Annotated in this window: 21 protein-coding genes; 14 read left to right on the top strand and 7 right to left on the bottom strand. The window is 70.0% G+C overall.

Going from position 1 to position 17,721, the window contains the following annotated elements; translation table 11 throughout:
* Nucleotides 1-38 precede the first annotated feature (38 nt).
* Nucleotides 39-620, bottom strand: a complete 582-nt coding sequence (locus KBC94_RS12005; protein ID WP_294370270.1) for a YigZ family protein — start codon at nucleotides 618-620, stop codon at nucleotides 39-41.
* Between the two features lie 89 nt (nucleotides 621-709).
* Here KBC94_RS12005 and KBC94_RS12000 point away from each other — a divergent pair, with 89 nt between their 5' ends.
* The gene (locus tag KBC94_RS12000; RefSeq protein ID WP_294370382.1) at nucleotides 710-1,057 is read left to right on the top strand and encodes a DUF1304 domain-containing protein; all 348 of its coding nucleotides are present in this window, start codon (nucleotides 710-712) and stop codon (nucleotides 1,055-1,057) included.
* Between the two features lie 178 nt (nucleotides 1,058-1,235).
* Here KBC94_RS12000 and trxC read toward each other — a convergent pair whose 3' ends face one another.
* From trxC to KBC94_RS11980, 4 genes are all read right to left on the bottom strand, one after another.
* Nucleotides 1,236-1,700 (bottom strand): thioredoxin TrxC, encoded by a 465-nt coding sequence (gene trxC, locus KBC94_RS11995; RefSeq protein WP_294370267.1) that lies wholly within the window; start codon nucleotides 1,698-1,700, stop codon nucleotides 1,236-1,238.
* Between the two features lie 69 nt (nucleotides 1,701-1,769).
* Nucleotides 1,770-2,126, bottom strand: coding sequence for a hypothetical protein (locus tag KBC94_RS11990; RefSeq protein ID WP_294370265.1), 357 nt, complete (start codon nucleotides 2,124-2,126; stop codon nucleotides 1,770-1,772).
* An 86-nt stretch (nucleotides 2,127-2,212) separates the two neighbouring features.
* On the bottom strand, nucleotides 2,213-2,533 hold the full coding sequence (locus KBC94_RS11985; protein ID WP_234194973.1) for a thioredoxin family protein: 321 nt from the start codon (nucleotides 2,531-2,533) through the stop codon (nucleotides 2,213-2,215).
* Between the two features lie 116 nt (nucleotides 2,534-2,649).
* Nucleotides 2,650-3,747, bottom strand: coding sequence for a GAF domain-containing protein (locus KBC94_RS11980; protein WP_294370263.1), 1,098 nt, complete (start codon nucleotides 3,745-3,747; stop codon nucleotides 2,650-2,652).
* A 157-nt stretch (nucleotides 3,748-3,904) separates the two neighbouring features.
* Here KBC94_RS11980 and KBC94_RS11975 point away from each other — a divergent pair, with 157 nt between their 5' ends.
* The 12 genes from KBC94_RS11975 to KBC94_RS11920 all read left to right on the top strand — a co-directional run bounded on the left by KBC94_RS11975 (nucleotide 3,905) and on the right by KBC94_RS11920 (nucleotide 15,111).
* A complete protein-coding gene (locus KBC94_RS11975; RefSeq protein WP_294370262.1) occupies nucleotides 3,905-4,408 on the top strand; it encodes a (2Fe-2S)-binding protein in 504 nt (167 codons plus the stop codon).
* A gap of 17 nt (nucleotides 4,409-4,425) precedes the next feature.
* Entirely contained in the window at nucleotides 4,426-6,867 is a 2,442-nt protein-coding gene (locus KBC94_RS11970; protein WP_294370260.1) for a xanthine dehydrogenase family protein molybdopterin-binding subunit, read from the top strand.
* 26 nt (nucleotides 6,868-6,893) lie between these two features.
* The gene (locus tag KBC94_RS11965) at nucleotides 6,894-7,685 is read left to right on the top strand and encodes a xanthine dehydrogenase family protein subunit M (protein ID WP_294370257.1); all 792 of its coding nucleotides are present in this window, start codon (nucleotides 6,894-6,896) and stop codon (nucleotides 7,683-7,685) included.
* Between the two features lie 10 nt (nucleotides 7,686-7,695).
* On the top strand, nucleotides 7,696-8,634 hold the full coding sequence (locus KBC94_RS11960) for a MoxR family ATPase (protein ID WP_294370255.1): 939 nt from the start codon (nucleotides 7,696-7,698) through the stop codon (nucleotides 8,632-8,634).
* 16 nt (nucleotides 8,635-8,650) lie between these two features.
* Nucleotides 8,651-9,862, top strand: coding sequence for a VWA domain-containing protein (locus KBC94_RS11955; protein ID WP_294370253.1), 1,212 nt, complete (start codon nucleotides 8,651-8,653; stop codon nucleotides 9,860-9,862).
* A 33-nt stretch (nucleotides 9,863-9,895) separates the two neighbouring features.
* Nucleotides 9,896-10,450: a CoxG family protein gene (locus KBC94_RS11950; RefSeq protein ID WP_294370252.1), complete on the top strand. Its 555-nt coding sequence runs from the start codon at nucleotides 9,896-9,898 to the stop codon at nucleotides 10,448-10,450.
* Nucleotides 10,451-10,455: 5 nt separating this feature from the next.
* On the top strand, nucleotides 10,456-11,469 hold the full coding sequence (locus KBC94_RS11945; protein WP_294370251.1) for an XdhC family protein: 1,014 nt from the start codon (nucleotides 10,456-10,458) through the stop codon (nucleotides 11,467-11,469).
* 121 nt (nucleotides 11,470-11,590) lie between these two features.
* Nucleotides 11,591-12,652, top strand: a complete 1,062-nt coding sequence (locus KBC94_RS11940) for an aldo/keto reductase (RefSeq protein ID WP_294370250.1) — start codon at nucleotides 11,591-11,593, stop codon at nucleotides 12,650-12,652.
* 1 nt (nucleotide 12,653) lies between these two features.
* On the top strand, nucleotides 12,654-13,151 hold the full coding sequence (locus tag KBC94_RS11935) for an aminoacyl-tRNA deacylase (RefSeq protein ID WP_294370248.1): 498 nt from the start codon (nucleotides 12,654-12,656) through the stop codon (nucleotides 13,149-13,151).
* 116 nt (nucleotides 13,152-13,267) lie between these two features.
* Complete coding sequence (plsY, locus tag KBC94_RS11930) at nucleotides 13,268-13,924, top strand: glycerol-3-phosphate 1-O-acyltransferase PlsY (protein WP_294370246.1); 657 nt, start codon at nucleotides 13,268-13,270, stop codon at nucleotides 13,922-13,924.
* A 13-nt stretch (nucleotides 13,925-13,937) separates the two neighbouring features.
* Nucleotides 13,938-14,291 carry a RidA family protein gene (locus KBC94_RS11925; protein WP_114802493.1) on the top strand — a complete coding sequence of 118 codons (354 nt, stop codon included), beginning with the start codon at nucleotides 13,938-13,940 and terminating at the stop codon, nucleotides 14,289-14,291.
* Between the two features lie 64 nt (nucleotides 14,292-14,355).
* Nucleotides 14,356-15,111, top strand: a complete 756-nt coding sequence (locus KBC94_RS11920; protein WP_294370241.1) for a hypothetical protein — start codon at nucleotides 14,356-14,358, stop codon at nucleotides 15,109-15,111.
* 30 nt (nucleotides 15,112-15,141) lie between these two features.
* Here the strand turns inward: KBC94_RS11920 and KBC94_RS11915 are convergent, their stop codons facing one another.
* Both KBC94_RS11915 and KBC94_RS11910 read right to left on the bottom strand, forming a co-directional pair.
* Nucleotides 15,142-15,807: a TIGR02281 family clan AA aspartic protease gene (locus tag KBC94_RS11915; protein WP_294370240.1), complete on the bottom strand. Its 666-nt coding sequence runs from the start codon at nucleotides 15,805-15,807 to the stop codon at nucleotides 15,142-15,144.
* 264 nt (nucleotides 15,808-16,071) lie between these two features.
* The gene (locus KBC94_RS11910) at nucleotides 16,072-16,557 is read right to left on the bottom strand and encodes a YajQ family cyclic di-GMP-binding protein (protein WP_234194989.1); all 486 of its coding nucleotides are present in this window, start codon (nucleotides 16,555-16,557) and stop codon (nucleotides 16,072-16,074) included.
* 103 nt (nucleotides 16,558-16,660) lie between these two features.
* On the opposite strand from KBC94_RS11910, the gene murB reads away from it, so the two are divergent.
* Entirely contained in the window at nucleotides 16,661-17,716 is a 1,056-nt protein-coding gene (gene murB / locus KBC94_RS11905; protein WP_294370236.1) for a UDP-N-acetylmuramate dehydrogenase, read from the top strand.
* Nucleotides 17,717-17,721: the final 5 nt, after the last annotated feature.

Raw genomic sequence — 17,721 nt, 5'->3', positions numbered from 1 at the left:
CGCCCCTGTGACGCTTGGCCGTTTGCCCTCGGAGCGTGTCAGCCCCAGCCCACGCGCCCCTGCGCCGCATCGGTGATGGTGGCCTTCAGCGCGGACGCCGCCTCGTCGACCATCTCGAAGCGAAGCCGCACGACGCTGCCGTGGGTCACCTCCAGCAGGGCGGCGCCGGCGTGTGCCAGTTCGCGGCGGACGGTGCCTTCCAGGGCGTAGGGCACTTCGCAGCTCAGCGCGACGCGCCGTTGCAGCGGCACGGTCTGCGCGGCCTTCAGCGCCTGTGCGACGGCGTCGGTATAGGCGCGCACCAGGCCGCCGGCGCCCAGCTTCACGCCGCCAAAGTAACGCACGACCGTGGCCAGAACGCCTTCGAGCTCATGGTGGCGCAGCACCTCCAGCATCGGCCGGCCGGCGGTGCCCGCAGGCTCGCCATCGTCCACGGCCGCGGATTGGCCGCCCGCCATCAGGGCCCAGCAGACGTGGGCTGCATCCGGATGCTGCGCCCGCAGTTGCGCCACGATGGCCTGCGCGGCCGCCCGGTCGGGCACCGCCTGCACGCAGGCCAGGAAGCGGCTCTTGCGCACCAGCAGTTCGAAGCCGGCAGGCGCCGCGATGGAGAAAGGCATGAGGAAGAGGGCGAAAGGCGCCATGAAGGGCGGGTCGGCGATGATGCCGCAGGCCGAATGGCGGTCGAGAGGAAAGAGAGAACAACGTGATCGGAAACCTGCTGACGGCCGTGGTGGCCCTCATCCACGTCTACATCCTGGTGCTGGAGATGTTCTTCTGGGACACGCCGCGCGGCCACAAGGCCTTCGGCCTGAAACCCGAGTTCGCCCGTGCCACGCGCGTGCTGGCGGCCAACCAGGGCCTGTACAACGGCTTCCTGGCGGCGGGCCTGTTCTGGGGCCTGTGGCTCGGCGCCGCGGGCATCGCGGTCAAGCTGTTCTTCCTCGCCTGCGTGGCGGTGGCAGGGTTGTATGGCGCTGCCACGTCGAGCCGGAAGATCCTGTTCGTGCAGACAGTGCCGGCCGTGCTGGCGATGGCGGCACTGTTGCTGGGCTGAGGCCGCGCCATGGGGGCTGTCTGCTCCCTGTGACGTGACCTCGCGCGATGCGACACCTCTGCTCAATGCCGCACGCCCGTTCGCGCTGAGCCCGTCGAAGCGCTGATGCGAGGCTTCGACAGGCTCAGCCCGAACGGTGGCGCCTGACTTGCGGTGATTGATCGGGGAGGGCCACCTGTCACGCAGCTGCCGCACGCCCCAGCGCCTGCTGCGTCCAGCGCACGATGTCCGCGCCACCCATCGCCCCGGGATGGCGTGCGATCTCCCGGCCCCCGACGAACAGGGCCAGCGTCGGGATGCTGCGGATGTTGAAGCGTGCGCCCAGCCCAGGCTGCGCCTCGGTGTCGACCTTGGCCACCCGCACCTGCGGCTCCAGCGTGCGGGCGGCCTGTTCGAAGGCCGGGGCCATCTGCCGGCAGGGGCCGCACCAGGGCGCCCAGAAGTCCACCAGCACCGGCAACTGACCGCGGCCCACATGGCGGTCGAAGGCGGCGGCATCCAGCGCCACGGGATGGCCGGTGAACAGGGGCTGGTGGCACTGGCCGCAGTCGGGCGCGCTGCCGAGCTGAGCCGTACGCACGCGGTTGGTGGTCTGGCAGTGCGGGCAGACGACGTGCAGGCTGTCTGCGGTGGCGGTGGTCATGGAGGGGTCTCCTTCCTGCGGCGGCAATGGCGGTGACGGGGCGGCGTCGTGGCGGCACGGGCCGCGCGGTCAGGCGGCTGACGGACCTTCCGCCTTTTCGCCCGACGGGGTGGCGCCACCGCGGGCGCGATCCTGCGCACGGGCGATGGCGGCGCGGGCGCTCTGCTCGGCCGCGAGTGCCGCCTCCAGCGGCGCCCGGCACAGGCCGGCGTGCTGATAGCGCAGGTTTTCGTAGATGGCCGCTGCGGCCGGCGAGGCCTGCAGCAGCGGCTGCAGCACGTCCGTGTCCTGGACCTGGTCCAGCGCGGCGGCCAGCCGCTGCGCCACCAGCCGGTACTGGCCGGCATCGGGGTGGCCGCGCTCCATCCGCTCCAGATCGTGGGCGAGCAGCACGGCATGGGGGGTGTGGGTGCGAGAGGTGTTCATGCCACCGAGTTTTGGGGCATACAGGCGCTTTGCAAGAGGCGCCCCCGCGCCGCCGCAGGCGTGCGCGGGGCGCCTGCTGCTGTGCCTCAGGCCAACTGCCGCAACGGTTCCCGCACGGCGTCGGCCGATGCGGGCCGCACCACGCGGGCCACTTCCCGGCCGTCCTTGAGGAAGACCAGCGTCGGCCACAGCTTGACGCCGAAGGCCCGGCCCAGCGGCCGGCCGCTGCCGTCTTCCACCTTGATGTGGCGCAGGCCTTCCGGCGCTTCGGCCAGGGCTTCGGCGATGGCGGGCTGGGCGCCCTTGCAGATGCCGCACCAGTTGGCGCCGAATTCGAGGACGGTGGGCCCGGTGAGGGCGGCCACCTCGTCCTGGCGCAGGCTTTCGGGTTCGTAGGGTCGTGTCATGGGGCGAGTGTGGCAGCGCTGCGCGGGCGGTGTGTGCGGCGGTGCCGGCGTGGGATGTCGGCAGGGGGAGTCGGATGATGGGACGTGAGCGGCGGGCCGCAAGGCGGGCGACGGGCTCAGCCGCCGCGCCGCGCCAGCTTGCGGTAGACCGTGGCCCGGCTCACGCCCAGCAGCCGCGCCGCCTCGGCGACATTGCCCTGGGCGTCGTCGACGGCCTGGCGGATCCACGCGGCCTGCGCCTCCTTCAGCCGCGGGCGCGCGGCGACGCGGGGGCTGGTGCCGCCGCTTCGCGTGGCACGCACCTGGGTGCGCAGGCCGCTCCAGAGCGGGACTTCGAGCGGCGCCCCGCCGCGGGTGGCGGCATCGAAGAGCAGATGCGCCGGTGCAGCGAACACCTCTTCCGCCGGCCAGGGCCCCGTGCCCTGCAGTCCCAGCAGTTGCCGCGCGAGCGCGTTCGCCCCGGTGATGCGGCCGTCGGCGTCGAGCACCAGCAGCCCGTCGCCGTCCGCGCCCTCGACCGGGGCCAGGCAGCCCGGCCAGTTCAACTGCAGCAGCAGCGCATGAGGCTGCGCGCGCAGGAGCCGGTTGCCGATGGTCTGGACCGCGTGGCGGGCCAGGTGCTGCAGCTCGGGCCGCTCGTCCACCTGCACGCCGGTCAGGTCCAGCATGCCGATGCAGCGGCCCTGTGGGTCGAACAGCGGCGCGCCGGCGCAGGTGTAGACACTGGTGTCGTCGAAGAAATGCTCGCCGCGGTGCAGCCAGACCGGGGCCTGCTCGGCCAAGGCCGCGCCGATGGCGGTGGTGCCGACGGCGCGTTCCGACAGGTCGACGCCGACGCGCGCGATGTCCGCGATGGCGCGCTCGTCCTGCGCCGGCAGCGTGCCCACTTCGAGCACCATGCCCTGGGCATCGGTCAGCAGCGCGAAGTAGCGGGTCGCGGCGATGGCGCGCGAGAGCCGGCCCATCACCGGCCGGGCAGCCTCGATCAGTCGCCGGCTCCCCTCGATGGCCTGGCGCAGCCGGGGCGCCGAGATGGGGTCGAACTGCACTCGCTCGCCCGGCTGGCGACCGGCCGCCAGGCAGCGCTGCCAGGAGCGCGTAATCCAGGGTTCGATGGGGGGCGCATGGCGTCCTTGTGTGCCATGCAGCCAGTGCCCGCGCGCCAGCGCGATGGCGCCGGCACGGTCGGGCGCGCGATGGACCAATGTCTCCATGGGGGGCTTTCGTGGGGGTGTTCCATTTTGAGAATTTCGGGCCCGACCGTCCATCGCGCTAGGGTTTTGCCTGAGCGCCGCCCCTGGGTGCGCGCGGAACATGAGACGCTTCGGCCCTCGTGCCACCCAGCCATCCCCTCGAATGGAGACAGCCAGCATGCAGGTATCCCTCAGCGTCAATGGCCGCGCCGTTAACCTCGACGCGCCGCCCAACACCCTCCTCGTCACGGCCATCCGCGAGCATCTGCAGCTCACCGGCACCCATGTGGGCTGCGACACCGCCCAGTGCGGCGCCTGCACGGTGCACATGAACGGCCGTGCGGTGAAGTCCTGCAACATCCTGCTGGCCCAGGCGGCTGGCGCCGAGATCACCACCATCGAGGGCATCGCCCAGCCCGACGGCACGCTGCACCCGATGCAGGCCGCCTTCAAGGAATGCCACGGCCTTCAATGCGGCTTCTGCACGCCCGGCATGGTGATGAGCGCGATCGACCTGTGCCAGCAGCATCCCGGTGCCGACGAGCAGGAGATCCGCGAGCTGCTCGACGGCAACCTGTGCCGCTGCACCGGCTACCAGAACATCGTCAAGGCCGTGAAGATGGGCGGCCAGGGTATGGCCGAAGGCCAGTCGGCCACCTCATCCGCCACCGCCACGGCCTGAGCGAAAAGGAGTCCGCCATGGGTGCATCCGACTTCTCCAAGCTGCCGCACATCGGCGAGGCCATCCGCCGCAAGGAAGACCTGCGCTTCCTGACCGGCGCCGGCAACTACACCGGCGACGTGGTGCTGGCCAACCAGGCGCATGCCGTCTTCCTGCGCTCGCCGCATGCGCATGCGGCCATCACGTCCATCGACACCTCGGCCGCGAAGCAGATGCCGGGCGTGGTCGGCATCTTCACTGGCGCCGACATCGACGGAAAGATGGGCGGCCTGCCCTGCGGCTGGCAGATCAACAACCCCGACGGCTCGCCCATGAAGGAGCCGCCGCATCCCATCCTGGCCATCGGCAAGGTGCGCTACGTGGGCGACCATGTGGCCATGGTGGTGGCCGAAACGGTGGAGCAGGCGCGCAATGCGTCCGAGGCCATCGTGGTCGAGTACGACGTGCTGCCCGCCGTCGTGAGCCTCGTCGACGCAGCCAAGAAGACCGGCCCCGCCATCCATGAGATCGCGCCCGACAACCAGTGCTACAAGTGGACGCTGGGCGACAAGGCACAGGTCGATGCCGCGTTCGAGAAGGCCGCCCACGTCACCAAGCTGGACCTGGTCAACAACCGCCTGATCCCCAACCCCATCGAGCCGCGCGTGGCCGTGGCCGGCTACAACCGCGCCGGCGACGAGTACGTGCTGTACGTGGCCAACCAGAACCCGCACGTCGAGCGGCTGCTGATGACCGCCTTCGTGCTGGGCCTGCCCGAGCACAAGGTGCGCGTGATCGCGCCCGACGTGGGCGGCGGCTTCGGCTCCAAGATCTTCCTGTACGCGGAAGACGTGGCCCTGACCTGGGCCAGCAAGCAGCTCAACCGCAACATCAAGTGGACGGCCGAGCGCTCGGAGTGCTTCCTCTCGGACGCCCATGGCCGCGACCATGTGAGCCATGCCGAGATGGCCATGGACAAGGACGGCAAGTTCCTGGCCATGCGCGTGCACACCGACGCCAACCTGGGCGCCTACCTGTCGACCTTCTCGACGGCGGTGCCCACCATCCTCTATGCCACGCTGCTGGCCGGGCAGTACACCACGCCGCAGATCTACGTGGAGGTGGATGCCTGGTTCACCAACACGGCGCCGGTTGATGCCTATCGCGGTGCCGGCCGGCCCGAGGCCACCTACCTGCTCGAACGCCTGGTCACCCGCTGCGGCTGGGAGATCGGCCTGGGCCAGGACGAGATCCGCCGCCGCAACTTCATCCGCGAATGGCCGTACCAGACGCCCGTCGCGCTGCAGTACGACGTGGGTGACTACGAGGCCTGCATGAAGCGCGCGCAGGAACTGGCCGAGGTGAGCGGCTTCGACGCCCGCCGCGCCGAGAGCGAGAAGAACGGCAAGCTGCGCGGCATCGGCTATTCCAGCTACATCGAGGCTTGCGGCCTGGCGCCGTCGAACATCGCCGGGGCGCTGGGTGCGCGCGCCGGCCTGTTCGAGGCCGGCGAAGTGCGGGTGCATCCCACCGGCAGCGTGACGGTGTTCACCGGCTCGCACAGCCACGGCCAGGGGCACGAGACCACCTTCGCGCAGGTGGTGGCGGCGCGGCTGGGCATTCCGGTCGAGAACGTGGACATCGTGCACGGGGATACCGGCCGCATTCCCTTCGGCATGGGCACCTACGGCTCGCGCTCGATCAGCGTGGGCGGCGCGGCCATCATGCGGGCGCTGGACAAGATCGAGGCCAAGGCCAAGAAGATCGCCGCCCACCTGATGGAAGCCAGCGATGCCGACATCGACTTCAGTGGTGGCGAATTCAGCGTCAAGGGCACCGACAAGAAGATCCCCTTCGGCCAAGTGGCGCTGACGGCCTATGTGCCGCACAACTACCCGCTGGACAAGCTGGAGCCGGGCCTGAACGAGACGGCCTTCTACGACCCCACCAACTTCACCTATCCGGCCGGCACCTACATCTGCGAGGTGGAGATCGACAAGGCCACGGGCGAGGTCAAGGTGGACCGCTTCACCGCCGTGGACGACTTCGGCACCATCATCAACCCCATGATCGTGGAAGGGCAGGTGCAGGGCGGCATCGTGCAGGGCATCGGCCAGGCGCTGCTGGAGAACTGCGTCTACGACAACGAGACCGGCCAGCTGCTCACCGGCAGCTTCATGGACTACGCCATGCCGCGGGCCGCGGACTTTCCCAACTTCAAGCTCGACACCATCTGCACGCCCTGCACCCACAACCCGCTGGGCACCAAGGGCTGCGGCGAGGCGGGCGCGATCGGCTCGCCGCCGGCCGTCATCAACGCCGTGCTCGATGCGCTGGCGCCGATGGGCGTCAAGGAGTTCGACATGCCCGCCACCCCGGCCCGCGTGTGGGAAGCCATGCAGCGCGGCAGCACCACGCCCCAGCAGCAACCGCAGACGCCCTCGCTGGCGGCCAGCACCCAGGGCCGTCCGGCCGCTTGAAACCCTCGAAGGAAGGAGCCTTTTCCATGTACGCATTCACCTTCGAACAGCCCACCGCACTCGACGAGGCGCAACGCCTGGCAGCCGCGGGCGGCAAGCCGCTGGCCGGTGGCCAGACGCTGCTGGCTTCGATGAAGCTGCGCCTTTCGGCACCCGAACAGCTGGTCGACCTGGGCCGCTGCAAGGAGCTGTCGGGCATTGGCCTGCAGAACGGCGAGCTGGTCATCGGCGCCATGACGCGCCATGCCGAGGTCGCGGTCAATCCGCAGGTGCGCGAAGCCTATCCCGCGCTGGCCGACCTGGCCTCGCGCATCGGCGACCGCCAGGTGCGGGCCATGGGCACGCTGGGCGGCTCGGTAGCCAACAACGACCCGGCCGCCTGCTACCCCAGCGCCGTGCTCGCCTCGTGCGCGACCATCGTCACCACGCAGCGTGAAATCGCGGCCGACGACTTCTTCCTGGGCCTGTTCGCCACGTCGCTGGAGGAGGGCGAGCTGATCAAGGCGATCCGCTTCCCGCTGCCCAAACAGGCGGCCTACGAGAAGCTGCGCCAGAAGGCCTCGCACTTCCCGCTGGTGGGCGTGTTCGTGGCCCGCTTCGACGACGGCGTGCGTGTGGCCGTCACGGGCGCGGGCAATGGCGTGTTCCGCCATGCAGGCCTGGAGCAGGCGCTGTCGCAGGCCTTCACGGCCCAGGCGGCCGGCGGTGTGGAGATCGACGCCAGCGAGCTCAACAGCGACCTGCACGGCACCGCGGCCTACCGCGCCAACCTGATCAGCGTGCTGGCCCAGCGCGCGGTGATCAAGGCGAGCCGCTAAGCTCGGCACGATGACCGACGCCCACCGCCCTGCGCCCGCGCCCGACCTTTCCTCCATCGACGCGCTGGAACGGGGCCTGGCGTCACGCGGGTACCTGGCCGACCGGCGGCTGGCGACCGCCGTCTTTCTTGCCCTGAAGCTGCAGCGTCCGCTGCTGCTGGAGGGCGAGCCGGGCGTGGGCAAGACCGAGCTGGCGAAGGCGCTGTCCGGCCTGTTGGGCCGCCAGCTGCTGCGCCTGCAGTGTTACGACGGTCTGGAGCAGCGCGAGGCGCTGTACGAATGGAACTACGCGGCACAACTCCTGCACCTTCGCGCCTCCGAGGCCGGCGGCGCCGCGGGAGGTGAGGGCGCACGCGACGCGGAGGCCGAGGTCTACCAGCCGCGCTACCTGATCCAGCGCCCGCTGCTGCAGGCCCTGCAGGCGCCGGCCCCCGGCGCTGTGCTGCTGGTCGACGAGGTGGACCGCGCCGACGAGCCCTTCGAGGCCTTCCTGCTCGAATACCTGGGCGAGTACCAGGTGAGCATTCCCGAGCTGGGCACGGTGCGCGCCGCGGTGCCGCCGGTGACCCTGCTCACCAGCAACCGCACCCGCGACCTGAACGACGCGGTCAAGCGTCGCTGCCTCTACCACTGGCTGGACTACCCGGAGCGCGAACGCGAGCTGGCCATCGTTCGCGCCCAGGTGCCGCAGGCCGGCGAGGCGCTGTCGGCCCAGGTGGCGGACTTCGTGCAACGCGTGCGTGCCCAACCCTTCGCCAATGCCTTCCAGCGCGCGCCCGGCATCGCCGAGAGCGTGGAATGGGCGCGCGCGCTGGTGGCGCTGGACACCGTGGTGCTCGACCCCGAGGTGGTGGTCGACACCGCCGGCATCCTGTTCAAGCAGCGCGACGACGTGGCGGCACTGAACCACCAGCTGGCCACCGATCTGCTCGCGCCGGAAGCCGCCTGACGAGGGTGCTGTGGCCATGCAAGGCATCCAGCAACTCGGCGACGCGCGACGCGGCAAGCTGGCCGGTCACCTGGCGGGCTTCGGCCGGGCGCTGCGGCGGGCCGGTGTGCGCATCGATCCTTCGCGCATCGCGCTGGGGCTGGAGGCGGCGCTGCTGGTGGGCATCGAGCAACGGGCCGACCTTCAGGCGGCGCTGGAATCGGTGCTGGTCAGCCGCGAGCAGGACCGGCTGGTTTTCCGGGAACTCTTCGACGCCTGGTTCCAGGACCCGGCCCTCGCCCAGAAGATGCTGGCGCGCATGCTGCCCAACGCCGAGGGCCGGGCCGAGCCGGTGCAGCGCCGCAACCGCGTGCGCGAGGCCCTCGCCGCGCCGACCAGGCTCAAGCCCGCCCCCCAGGACGAGGAACTGCAGCTCGACGCCGCCATGAGTGCCGGCACGCGCGAGCGCCTGCAGCATGCGGATTTCAACAGCCTGGGCGCTGCCGAGTACCTCTTGGTCGAGCGCTTGGCGCGCGAGAAGGCGCTGCCCGTGCCCTCCTATGCATCGCGCCGGCTGCGGCCGGTGGCGCAGGCCGGTGCGTCGGCCCGCATCCACTGGCCCGGCGTGTGGCGCCAGGCCGCGCGGCACGGCGGCGAGATCCCCCGCCTGCCGCGGCAGGTCAGGCGCGCACGGCCCCGGCCGCTGCTGGTGCTGGTCGATGTCTCCGGCTCCATGGAGCGCTATGCGCGACTGCTGCTGGCCTACCTGCATGCGGCCACGCGGCCGCTGGTGGGCGAGGGCGCGCGGCGCGACGTCTTCGCCTTCGGCACTGGGCTGACCGACCTCACGCCCGCCTTTCGCCATGCCGACACCGACATCATGCTGGCCGAGGCCGGCCGTGCCATCGCCGACTTCGCCGGCGGCACGCGCCTGGGCGAGGCCCTGGCTCAGTTGCGCCGGCAGCATGCGCGTCGCCTGGTCGGCCGGCGCACGCTGGTGCTGCTGATCAGCGACGGGCTGGACACCGGCGAGCCGGCCGAGCTGGATGCCCAGTTGGAATGGCTGCGTCGCCACACGGGCGCGCTGCTGTGGCTCAATCCCCTTCTGCGCTTCGCCGGCTATGCGCCGCTGGCGCGCGGCGCCGCACTGCTCGACCGCCACGCCGATGCCATGCTGGCCGTGCACAACCTGCAGGCGCTGGACGAACTGGCCGACAGTCTGGCCGCGCTGCTGCGCCGACTGCGCTGAATCCCTCACCTTCATTCATTTCAGGAGACCCACATGGACATGCAAGGCAGCCGCCCCCTGGGCGTGACCCAGCAACAGGCCTGGGAGGCCCTCAACGACCCCGAGACGCTCAAGCGCTGCCTGCCCGGTTGTGACAAGTTCGAGGCCACGGGCGAAGGCCAGTACACCGTCACCATGGCCGTGAAGGTGGGCCCGGTGTCGGCCAAGTTCGCGGGCAAGGTCACGCTCAGCGACATCCAGCCGCCCGAAAGCTACCGCCTCAGCTTCGAAGGGCAGGGCGGCGTGGCCGGCTTCGGCAAGGGCGCGTCCTCGGTCTCGCTGGCGCCCACCGACACCGGCTGCACGCTCAGCTACACCGTGCAGGCACAGGTGGGCGGCAAGATCGCGCAACTGGGCCAGCGCCTGATCGACGGCGCGGCCAAGTCCATGGCGGACGACTTTTTCAAGCGCTTCGATGCCGAGATGCAGCGCGTGCACGGCGTGCCCCCCAACGCTGCCGAGCCGGCAGAAGAGCCCAAGACCGGCGCCGTCGCCGGTCTCATGCAGAAGATGGGCTTCGGCAAGAAAGACAAGCCCGAGGAGGGCTGAACACGATGGAAAACCTCGATGTGATGGTGCTGCGCCAGCTGCGCGACTGGCGCCAGGCCGGCCGCCGGGCGCTGCTGGCGACGGTGGTGCGCACCTGGGGCTCGTCGCCGCGGCCGGTGGGCTCCATCATGGCGCTGGCGGAAGACGGCGCGGTGGTTGGCTCCGTTTCCGGCGGCTGCATCGAGGACGACCTGATCGCCCGCCACAGCCGCGTGGGCCAGCAGGCCATGCCGACGGGCGCACCGGCGCGTGTCAAGTACGGCATCACCGCGGACGAGGCGCACCGCTTCGGCCTGCCCTGCGGTGGCACGCTGGAGCTGGTGCTGGAGTTCGACCCCGACGCGGGCCAACTGGCCGAGCTGGTCCAACGCCTGGAAGGCGGCCAGCTCACGCAGCGCATCGTGCACCTGAGCGATGGCGCCGTCATGCTCGAAGCGGCGCACGCCCCTGCCGAGCTGACCATCGACGACGCCCGGCTGGTCAACACCTTCGGCCCCGAGTACCGCATGCTGCTGATCGGCGCCGGCCAGCTCGCCGAGTACCTGGCGACCATGGCCAGCTTCAGCGGTTTCGCCGTCACGCTGTGCGATCCGCGCGAGGAATACCGCGGCGCCTGGTCGCTGCCCAACGTACGCCTGTCTACCGAGATGCCCGATGACGCCGTCGCCGCCTTCCGGCCCGACCGGCGCAGCTGCGTCGTCGCCCTCACGCACGACCCCAAGCTCGACGACCTGGCGCTGCTGGCAGCGCTGGAGACCGACGCCTTCTACGTCGGCGCCATCGGCTCGCGCCGCAACGCCCAGGCCCGGCGCGAACGGATGATCGAGCACTTCGACCAGACGCCCGAGTCGCTCGCCCGCCTGCGCGGCCCCATCGGCCTGTACATCGGCAGCAAGACGCCGCCCGAGATCGCAGTGAGCGTGATGGCCGAGATCCTGGCCGTGAAGAACGGCGTGGCCCTGCCGCGCGAGATGGCGGTGGCGCAGGCCAAGGAACAGTTGAACGCGCAGACGGGGTAGGCGGCGGCCACATCGGCGCCGGTTTGGGGTGCCGGCCCGGGCGGGGCACTGCGCGCGCGCCTGCAAGGCCGCACCCGTCGCGCTACAGTGCCGGGCTTTTCCGCTTCAGCTCTTTCCCGCCATGCAACGCATCCAGCTCGGTCGCAGCGATCTGCACGTCACGCCCATCTGCCTGGGCACCATGACCTTCGGCGAACAGGTGGACGAGCCCACCGCGCACGACATCCTCGACCATGCGGTGGCCCGCGGCGTCGATTTTCTGGACACGGCCGAGATGTACGCGGTGCCCGCCCGCAAGGAAACCTACGGCGCCACCGAGACCATCCTCGGCCACTGGTTCGCCAGGAACCCGGGCCTGCGCCAGAAGCTCACGCTGGCCACCAAGGTGGCCGGCCCCTCGCGCGGCATGCCCTGGGTGCGTGAAGGGGGCGGCATGACGGCTGCCGACATCGTGGCCTCCTGCGAGGGCAGCCTGCGCCGTTTGCAAACGGACGTCATCGACCTCTACCAGATCCATTGGCCCGAGCGCAACGTGCCCGCCTTCGGCACCATGTACTACGACCCCACCAAGGAGCGCACGCAGACCTCGATCCACGAGCAGCTCGAAGCGCTGGCCGGACTGGTGAAGGCGGGCAAGGTGCGCTACATCGGCCTGTCCAACGAGACGCCCTATGGCGTGCACGAGTTTGTGCGACTGGCCGAACAGCACAACCTGCCGCGCGTGGCCACGGTGCAGAACGTCTACTGCCTCCTCAGCCGCGCGCTGGAGAACGGCCTGGACGAGACCATGCACCGGCTGGACGTCTCGCTGCTGGCCTATTCGCCGCTGGGCTTCGGCCTGCTGACCGGCAAGTACGACGCCAGCGGCACCGAAGGCCCGGATGCGCCCAAGAGCGGCCGCATCGCCCGCTACGAATCGGTGCGCAAGCAGCGCTGGGGCCGGCCCGAGGCGCTGGTCGCCGCGCGCCGCTACAACCAGCTTGCGCGCGACTACGGCATGACGCCCGCGCGCCTGGCCCTGGCCTTCTGCTACACCAAGTGGCAGGTGGCCAGCACCATCATCGGCGTCACCACCAAGGCCCAGTTGGATGAGGACCTGGACGCCTGGGGCACGACGCTGTCGCCCGAGCTGCTGGCCGAGATCGACAAGATCCGCTGGGAGCTGCGCGACCCCGCGAACTGACATGGCCAAGAAGGACAAGGCCCACGTTTCCGAGACCCCGGCCACGGCCGTGCTGCGCGCGGCCAAGGTGGCCTTCACTGAGCATCCGTACGAATACCTGGAACACGGCGGCGCGCAGCACAGCGCGGCGGTGCTGGGTTTCGACCCGTTCACGGTGGTCAAGACGCTGGTGATGCAGGATCAGGACGCCAAACCGCTCATCGTGCTGATGCACGGCAACCGCACCGTGTCGACCAAGAACCTCGCGCGGCAGATCGGCGCCAAGTCGGTGGAGCCGTGCAAGCCCGAGGTGGCCCAGCGCCACAGCGGCTATCAGGTGGGCGGCACCTCGCCCTTCGGCACGCGGCGGGAGATGCCGGTCTACATCGAGTCGACCATCCTCGACCTGCCGCGCATCTGCATCAACGGCGGGCGGCGCGGCTACCTGGTCGGCATCGATCCGCAGGTGTGCGTGCAACTGCTCGGTGCCAAGCCGGTGCAATGCGCGCTGGCAGAATGAGGCGCGGCCCGAACCAGGCCGTCCCGACCACGTATCCCACGATTCCCGAATGCCAAGACGCCGCCTCATGCGCGGCGCCCAACGGCCGCGCTTGAGCGGCCGGCGAAGGTCCTTCCATGAGCCTGCCTCTGTCCTCCATCCTCGTCGTCGTTGCCGCCTATCTGATCGGCTCACTGTCCTTTGCCGTGATCGTCAGCCGCCTGATGGGCATGGACGATCCGCGCAGCTACGGCAGCGGCAACCCGGGCGCCACCAACGTGCTGCGCTCCGGCCGCAAGGGCGCGGCCCTGGCCACGCTGCTGCTGGATGCTGCCAAGGGCTGGCTGCCGGTGTTCCTGGTGCGGCGCTTCGGCGCGGCCTACGGGCTGGACGAGAACGTGGCGGCACTCGCCGGGCTGGCCGCCTTCCTGGGCCACCTGTACCCGGTGTTCTTCGGCTTCAAGGGTGGCAAGGGCGTGGCCACGGCCGCTGGCGTGCTGCTGGGCATCGACTGGATGCTGGGCTTGGCGACGGGGCTGACCTGGATCATCATTGCCTTCTTCTTCCGCTATTCCTCGCTGGCCGCGCTAGTGGCCGCCTTCTTCGCGCCGGCCTACTACCTGCTGGGCGGCGGCATCGCCTGGCCCCTGTACCGCGGCGTGCTGGCGGCCATCGTGGTCATGGGTCTGCTGCTGGTGTGGCGCCATCGCGAGAACATCCGCCGGCTTCTGGCCGGCACCGAATCGCGGCTCGGCGCCAAGGCGAAGGCCAAGGCCAAGACTCCTTCCTCCTGATCAGGATTTCCCCATGGCAGAACTCAAGCGCTTCCACGTCGGCCCCCGCCTGTCGGAGATGGCCATCCACAACGGCACCGTCTATCTGGCTGGCCAGGTGCCGGACGACACCACGCAGGACATCCGCGGCCAGACGGCCCAGGTGCTGGCGATGGTCGACCGCCTGCTGGCCGAAGCCGGCAGCGACAAGACGCGCATCCTGATGACGCAGATCTTTCTGACCGACATCAGCGAGATCGGGGCGATGAACGAGGTGTGGGATGCCTGGGTGCCCGCGGGCCACACTCCGCCGCGCGCCACCGTGCAGGCGGCGCTGGCCAATGCGGCCTACAAGATCGAGATAGTCGTCACGGCCGCGCTGGCCTGACCGCGACGGCGCGACGGCGCGACGGCGCGCGAGCGCTTCGAGCACGACGCGACTTCGGACCGCGATGCACGGCAGCAGCCCGGACGACGAGGCACTCACGGTCGGCCCACCCCGGTTCATCGATCGCCTGTGGGTCTGGATGGAAGGCCGCCCGCTGCGCCGCGCTATGGTAGGCGCGGTGATCTTCGTCGTGTTCTTCAGCGGGCTGTTCGCCTCGTGGATCGGAGTGGCGCTGTGGCGCGGTTCGACGGACCGCAATGCCGGGGCGGTGGCGCTGCTGTACGTGTTGGTGCCCTTCATCGCCGTGGTCATGCTCTTCCTGATCCAGCGCATGATGTACCGGCTGCTCTGGAACCAGGAACGCGCCGTGGCTCGCGGTGAATGGCGGCCGGGCGATCGGGTGCCGCCGCCCGGTCCTCGATCCACGCCCCCGGCGCCGCCTGTGTCCTGGCCGTGGACGTTGCGCGCGCGGCATGCGCTGCTCTACGTGCTCACGCTTGCCGGCTTGCTGTACGGCTTCATGCCCTATGAACACCAGGTCGAGCTGGTGCGGCTGGTCTGGCGGCTGGGCTCGGGCACGGCCACCCGGCGGCAACTGCCGATGTTGCTCTTCGGCTACCTGCCCCTGGTCGTCTTCGGGCTGCTGGCCGTCGCGCTGACCCACCGCCAGCGGCGCCGGCGGGACGCAGGACGGTTCGACGCCCGCGCACGCCTGGTGCTGCGGGCCGAGATGAACTGGCTGTGGGCCTTCGCGACGGCGGCCACGATGACCATCCTGATGCTGCAGTTCTTCGGTCAGCTCATCGTCGCCAAACTCTGATACGCGCCCGTCGCCAGCGGTCCGGGCGAGTCAGTAGCGCCGTTCCAGCACCATCTGGTCGGCGTCGCGCCGCATCGAGAAGCGGTTGATGAAGCTGTTGCCCAGCAGCACATAGGGCATGGCTTGTGGCGAGACGACGGCATCGACGTCGTACACCGTCACGTCGCCCACCTTCACCGAATCCAGCTTGATCCGCCAGCCCGGCGCCGTGCCGTTGGCCGTGTTCATGGTCACCGGCTGCCCGCGTGTGGGATCGAGGCCGATGCGTTGCGCGTCGGCCATGGACAGGGCCACCGCGGTGGCGCCCGTGTCCAGCATGAAGGTCACCGGTCGGCCGTTGATCCCGCCGGCCGTCACGAAGTGACCGCGGCTGTCCGCCGTCAGCACGATGCGGCTGCTGCCGCCGCCGCCGCCGCCAGAGCCGCCGACGCTCACCGGCGCGCCCATGCGCAGCGTGAGCCGCTTGCCGCCGGACTCCACCACGGCCTCGCCGTCCTGCACGCTCACCAGCCGCACGCCCTGCAGGCTCTCTCCGGGCGCCAGCGTCCGGGGCGCGCCCCCGCCCACGATCAGGATCGCGCGGCTGCCGATGGTGCCGGTCAGCGTGATCGATTGGGTCTGAGCCTGCGCTTGCGTGGCGACCGCAAAACCCGCTGCCAGCAATGCGGCGAGGATGTGTGCGCGTGTCCGTTTCATCGCCGCGATCCGCCGCAACGCATCGACACCGCCGACGGCACAGCATCGCTCCCTGTGCCGAAGGCCGCGGAGCAGGCCATGCCAGTGCACCCGCGGAATTTGCTTTGCCAGGCCGCGGGGTGCGCCCCCCTCCAAGCCGAAGGCGCAAGAGAGGGGCTGAGGGTCGCGGCTCCAAGCCTGCCTGCGCAGGCTTGGACGTGCCCGAAGAGCAGCCGCCTCTGGCGGCCGCCCGGAGCCGCGAAGCGGCATGGGGGGTTCAAAAGATCAATCTCTGAAGTTGTCGAAAGAGACCGGCAGATCGGCCACATCCTTGCGGATCAGCGCCATCGCCGCCTGCAGGTCGTCCCGTTTGGCGCCGGTCACGCGCACGGCATCGCCCTGGATGGCCGCCTGCACCTTGAGCTTGCTGTCCTTGAGCAGGCGCTGGATCTTCTTGCCCGTGTCCGAGTCGACGCCGCTCTTGACCTTGAAGACCTGCTTGACCTTGTCGCCGCCGATCTTCTGCACGTCGCCCTTGTCCAGAAAGCGCACGTCCACGTTGCGCTTGGTGAGCTTGCCGCGCACGATGTCCTCGATCTGCGCCAGCTGGAAGTCGGCATTGCCGATCAGGATGATTTCCTTGTCCTTGAGCTCGACCGAGGCCGGCGTGCCCTTGAAGTCGAAGCGGGTGGCGATTTCCTTGGACGCGGTGTCGATGGCGTTGCGCACCTCGACCATGTTGGGTTCGCAGACGGTGTCGAAAGACGGCATGGGGTGTTCTCCTGAAGGTGTCGCGCCCGGGCGCCTGCGCCGGGACGGAAGAGGGCGCCGCCCGCGGACGAAGCCCTGAGGCAGCAGATGCGAAAATTCTCCCATGATCGCCGAGCGCAACGTCCCCCTTCAACCCCACAACAGCTTCGGCATCGTCGCCCGCGCGCAGCAACTCGTCCGCATCCGCAGCGAGGACGACATCGCCGAGGTGCTGGCCCGCGAGGACTGGCGCGAGATGCCCAAGTTCGTCCTCGGTGGCGGCAGCAACATCGTCATCACCGGCGACGTCAAGCCACTGGTGCTCAAGGTCGAGATCCCCGGTCGCCGCGTGGTCGAAGACACGCCGAAGGGCTGCATCGTCGAGATCGGCGCCGGCGAGCTGTGGCACGACACGGTGCGCTGGACGCTGGAGCAGGGCTGCCCGGGCCTGGAGAACATGGCCATGATCCCGGGCACCGTGGGCGGCGCCCCGGTGCAGAACATCGGCGCCTACGGCGTCGAACTGCAGGACCGCTTCGAGTCGCTCGACGGCATCGACCTGGAAACTGGCCGCCGCTTCACCCTCGACGCGGCCCAGTGCGCCTTCGGCTACCGCGATTCGGTGTTCAAGCATCCGCCGGGGAGCGGCCCCAACGACTTCGGCCTGGCCGGCCGCGCGTTCATCACACGGGTGCGGCTGCGCCTGCCGCGGCCCTGGAAGCCGGAGCTGGGTTATCTGGACCTGGCGCGCAAGGCGGCCGAGAGCGGCATCGACGAGCCCACGCCCATGCAGGTCTTCAACTGGGTCTGCGCCATCCGTCAGGCCAAGCTGCCGGACTGGCGCGTGCTGGGCAATGCCGGGAGCTTCTTCAAGAACCCGACGGTCACGCCGGAGCAGTGCGCGGACATCATCGCCCGCGAGCCGCGCATCGTTCACTACCCCATGCCCGACGGCACGGTGAAGCTGGCGGCGGGCTGGCTGATCGACGCGTGCGGCTGGAAGGGCAAGTCGGTGGGCAATGCCGGCGTCTACGAAAAGCAGGCGCTGGTGCTGGTCAACCGCGGGGGAAACACGCACCCCGCCACCGGTGGCGAGGTGATGACGCTGGCCAAGGCCATCCAGACCAGCGTCTACGAGCGCTTCGGCATCCGGCTGGAGCCGGAGCCGGTCGTCGTCTGAACGCG

It is taken from the genome of Pseudacidovorax sp. (assembly GCF_017991995.1).
Taxonomy (GTDB): Bacteria; Pseudomonadota; Gammaproteobacteria; order Burkholderiales; family Burkholderiaceae_C; genus Xenophilus.
Note: the sequence above shows the minus strand (reverse complement) of the source record. Positions and strands in the feature narration are given on the sequence as shown.

Excerpts from the sequence above, each read along its gene's own strand:
- KBC94_RS12005 (WP_294370270.1), bottom strand. The coding sequence starts at position 620 with ATGCCTTTCTCCATCGCGGCGCCTGCCGGCTTCGAACTGCTGGTGCGC.
- trxC (WP_294370267.1), bottom strand. The coding sequence starts at position 1,700 with ATGACCACCGCCACCGCAGACAGCCTGCACGTCGTCTGCCCGCACTGC.
- KBC94_RS11990 (WP_294370265.1), bottom strand. The coding sequence starts at position 2,126 with ATGAACACCTCTCGCACCCACACCCCCCATGCCGTGCTGCTCGCCCAC.
- KBC94_RS11985 (WP_234194973.1), bottom strand. The coding sequence starts at position 2,533 with ATGACACGACCCTACGAACCCGAAAGCCTGCGCCAGGACGAGGTGGCC.
- KBC94_RS11980 (WP_294370263.1), bottom strand. The coding sequence starts at position 3,747 with ATGGAGACATTGGTCCATCGCGCGCCCGACCGTGCCGGCGCCATCGCG.
- KBC94_RS11975 (WP_294370262.1), top strand. The coding sequence starts at position 3,905 with ATGCAGGTATCCCTCAGCGTCAATGGCCGCGCCGTTAACCTCGACGCG.
- KBC94_RS11970 (WP_294370260.1), top strand. The coding sequence starts at position 4,426 with ATGGGTGCATCCGACTTCTCCAAGCTGCCGCACATCGGCGAGGCCATC.
- KBC94_RS11965 (WP_294370257.1), top strand. The coding sequence starts at position 6,894 with ATGTACGCATTCACCTTCGAACAGCCCACCGCACTCGACGAGGCGCAA.
- KBC94_RS11960 (WP_294370255.1), top strand. The coding sequence starts at position 7,696 with ATGACCGACGCCCACCGCCCTGCGCCCGCGCCCGACCTTTCCTCCATC.
- KBC94_RS11955 (WP_294370253.1), top strand. The coding sequence starts at position 8,651 with ATGCAAGGCATCCAGCAACTCGGCGACGCGCGACGCGGCAAGCTGGCC.
- KBC94_RS11950 (WP_294370252.1), top strand. The coding sequence starts at position 9,896 with ATGGACATGCAAGGCAGCCGCCCCCTGGGCGTGACCCAGCAACAGGCC.
- KBC94_RS11945 (WP_294370251.1), top strand. The coding sequence starts at position 10,456 with ATGGAAAACCTCGATGTGATGGTGCTGCGCCAGCTGCGCGACTGGCGC.
- KBC94_RS11940 (WP_294370250.1), top strand. The coding sequence starts at position 11,591 with ATGCAACGCATCCAGCTCGGTCGCAGCGATCTGCACGTCACGCCCATC.
- KBC94_RS11935 (WP_294370248.1), top strand. The coding sequence starts at position 12,654 with ATGGCCAAGAAGGACAAGGCCCACGTTTCCGAGACCCCGGCCACGGCC.
- plsY (WP_294370246.1), top strand. The coding sequence starts at position 13,268 with ATGAGCCTGCCTCTGTCCTCCATCCTCGTCGTCGTTGCCGCCTATCTG.
- KBC94_RS11925 (WP_114802493.1), top strand. The coding sequence starts at position 13,938 with ATGGCAGAACTCAAGCGCTTCCACGTCGGCCCCCGCCTGTCGGAGATG.
- KBC94_RS11920 (WP_294370241.1), top strand. The coding sequence starts at position 14,356 with ATGCACGGCAGCAGCCCGGACGACGAGGCACTCACGGTCGGCCCACCC.
- KBC94_RS11915 (WP_294370240.1), bottom strand. The coding sequence starts at position 15,807 with ATGAAACGGACACGCGCACACATCCTCGCCGCATTGCTGGCAGCGGGT.
- KBC94_RS11910 (WP_234194989.1), bottom strand. The coding sequence starts at position 16,557 with ATGCCGTCTTTCGACACCGTCTGCGAACCCAACATGGTCGAGGTGCGC.
- murB (WP_294370236.1), top strand. The coding sequence starts at position 16,661 with ATGATCGCCGAGCGCAACGTCCCCCTTCAACCCCACAACAGCTTCGGC.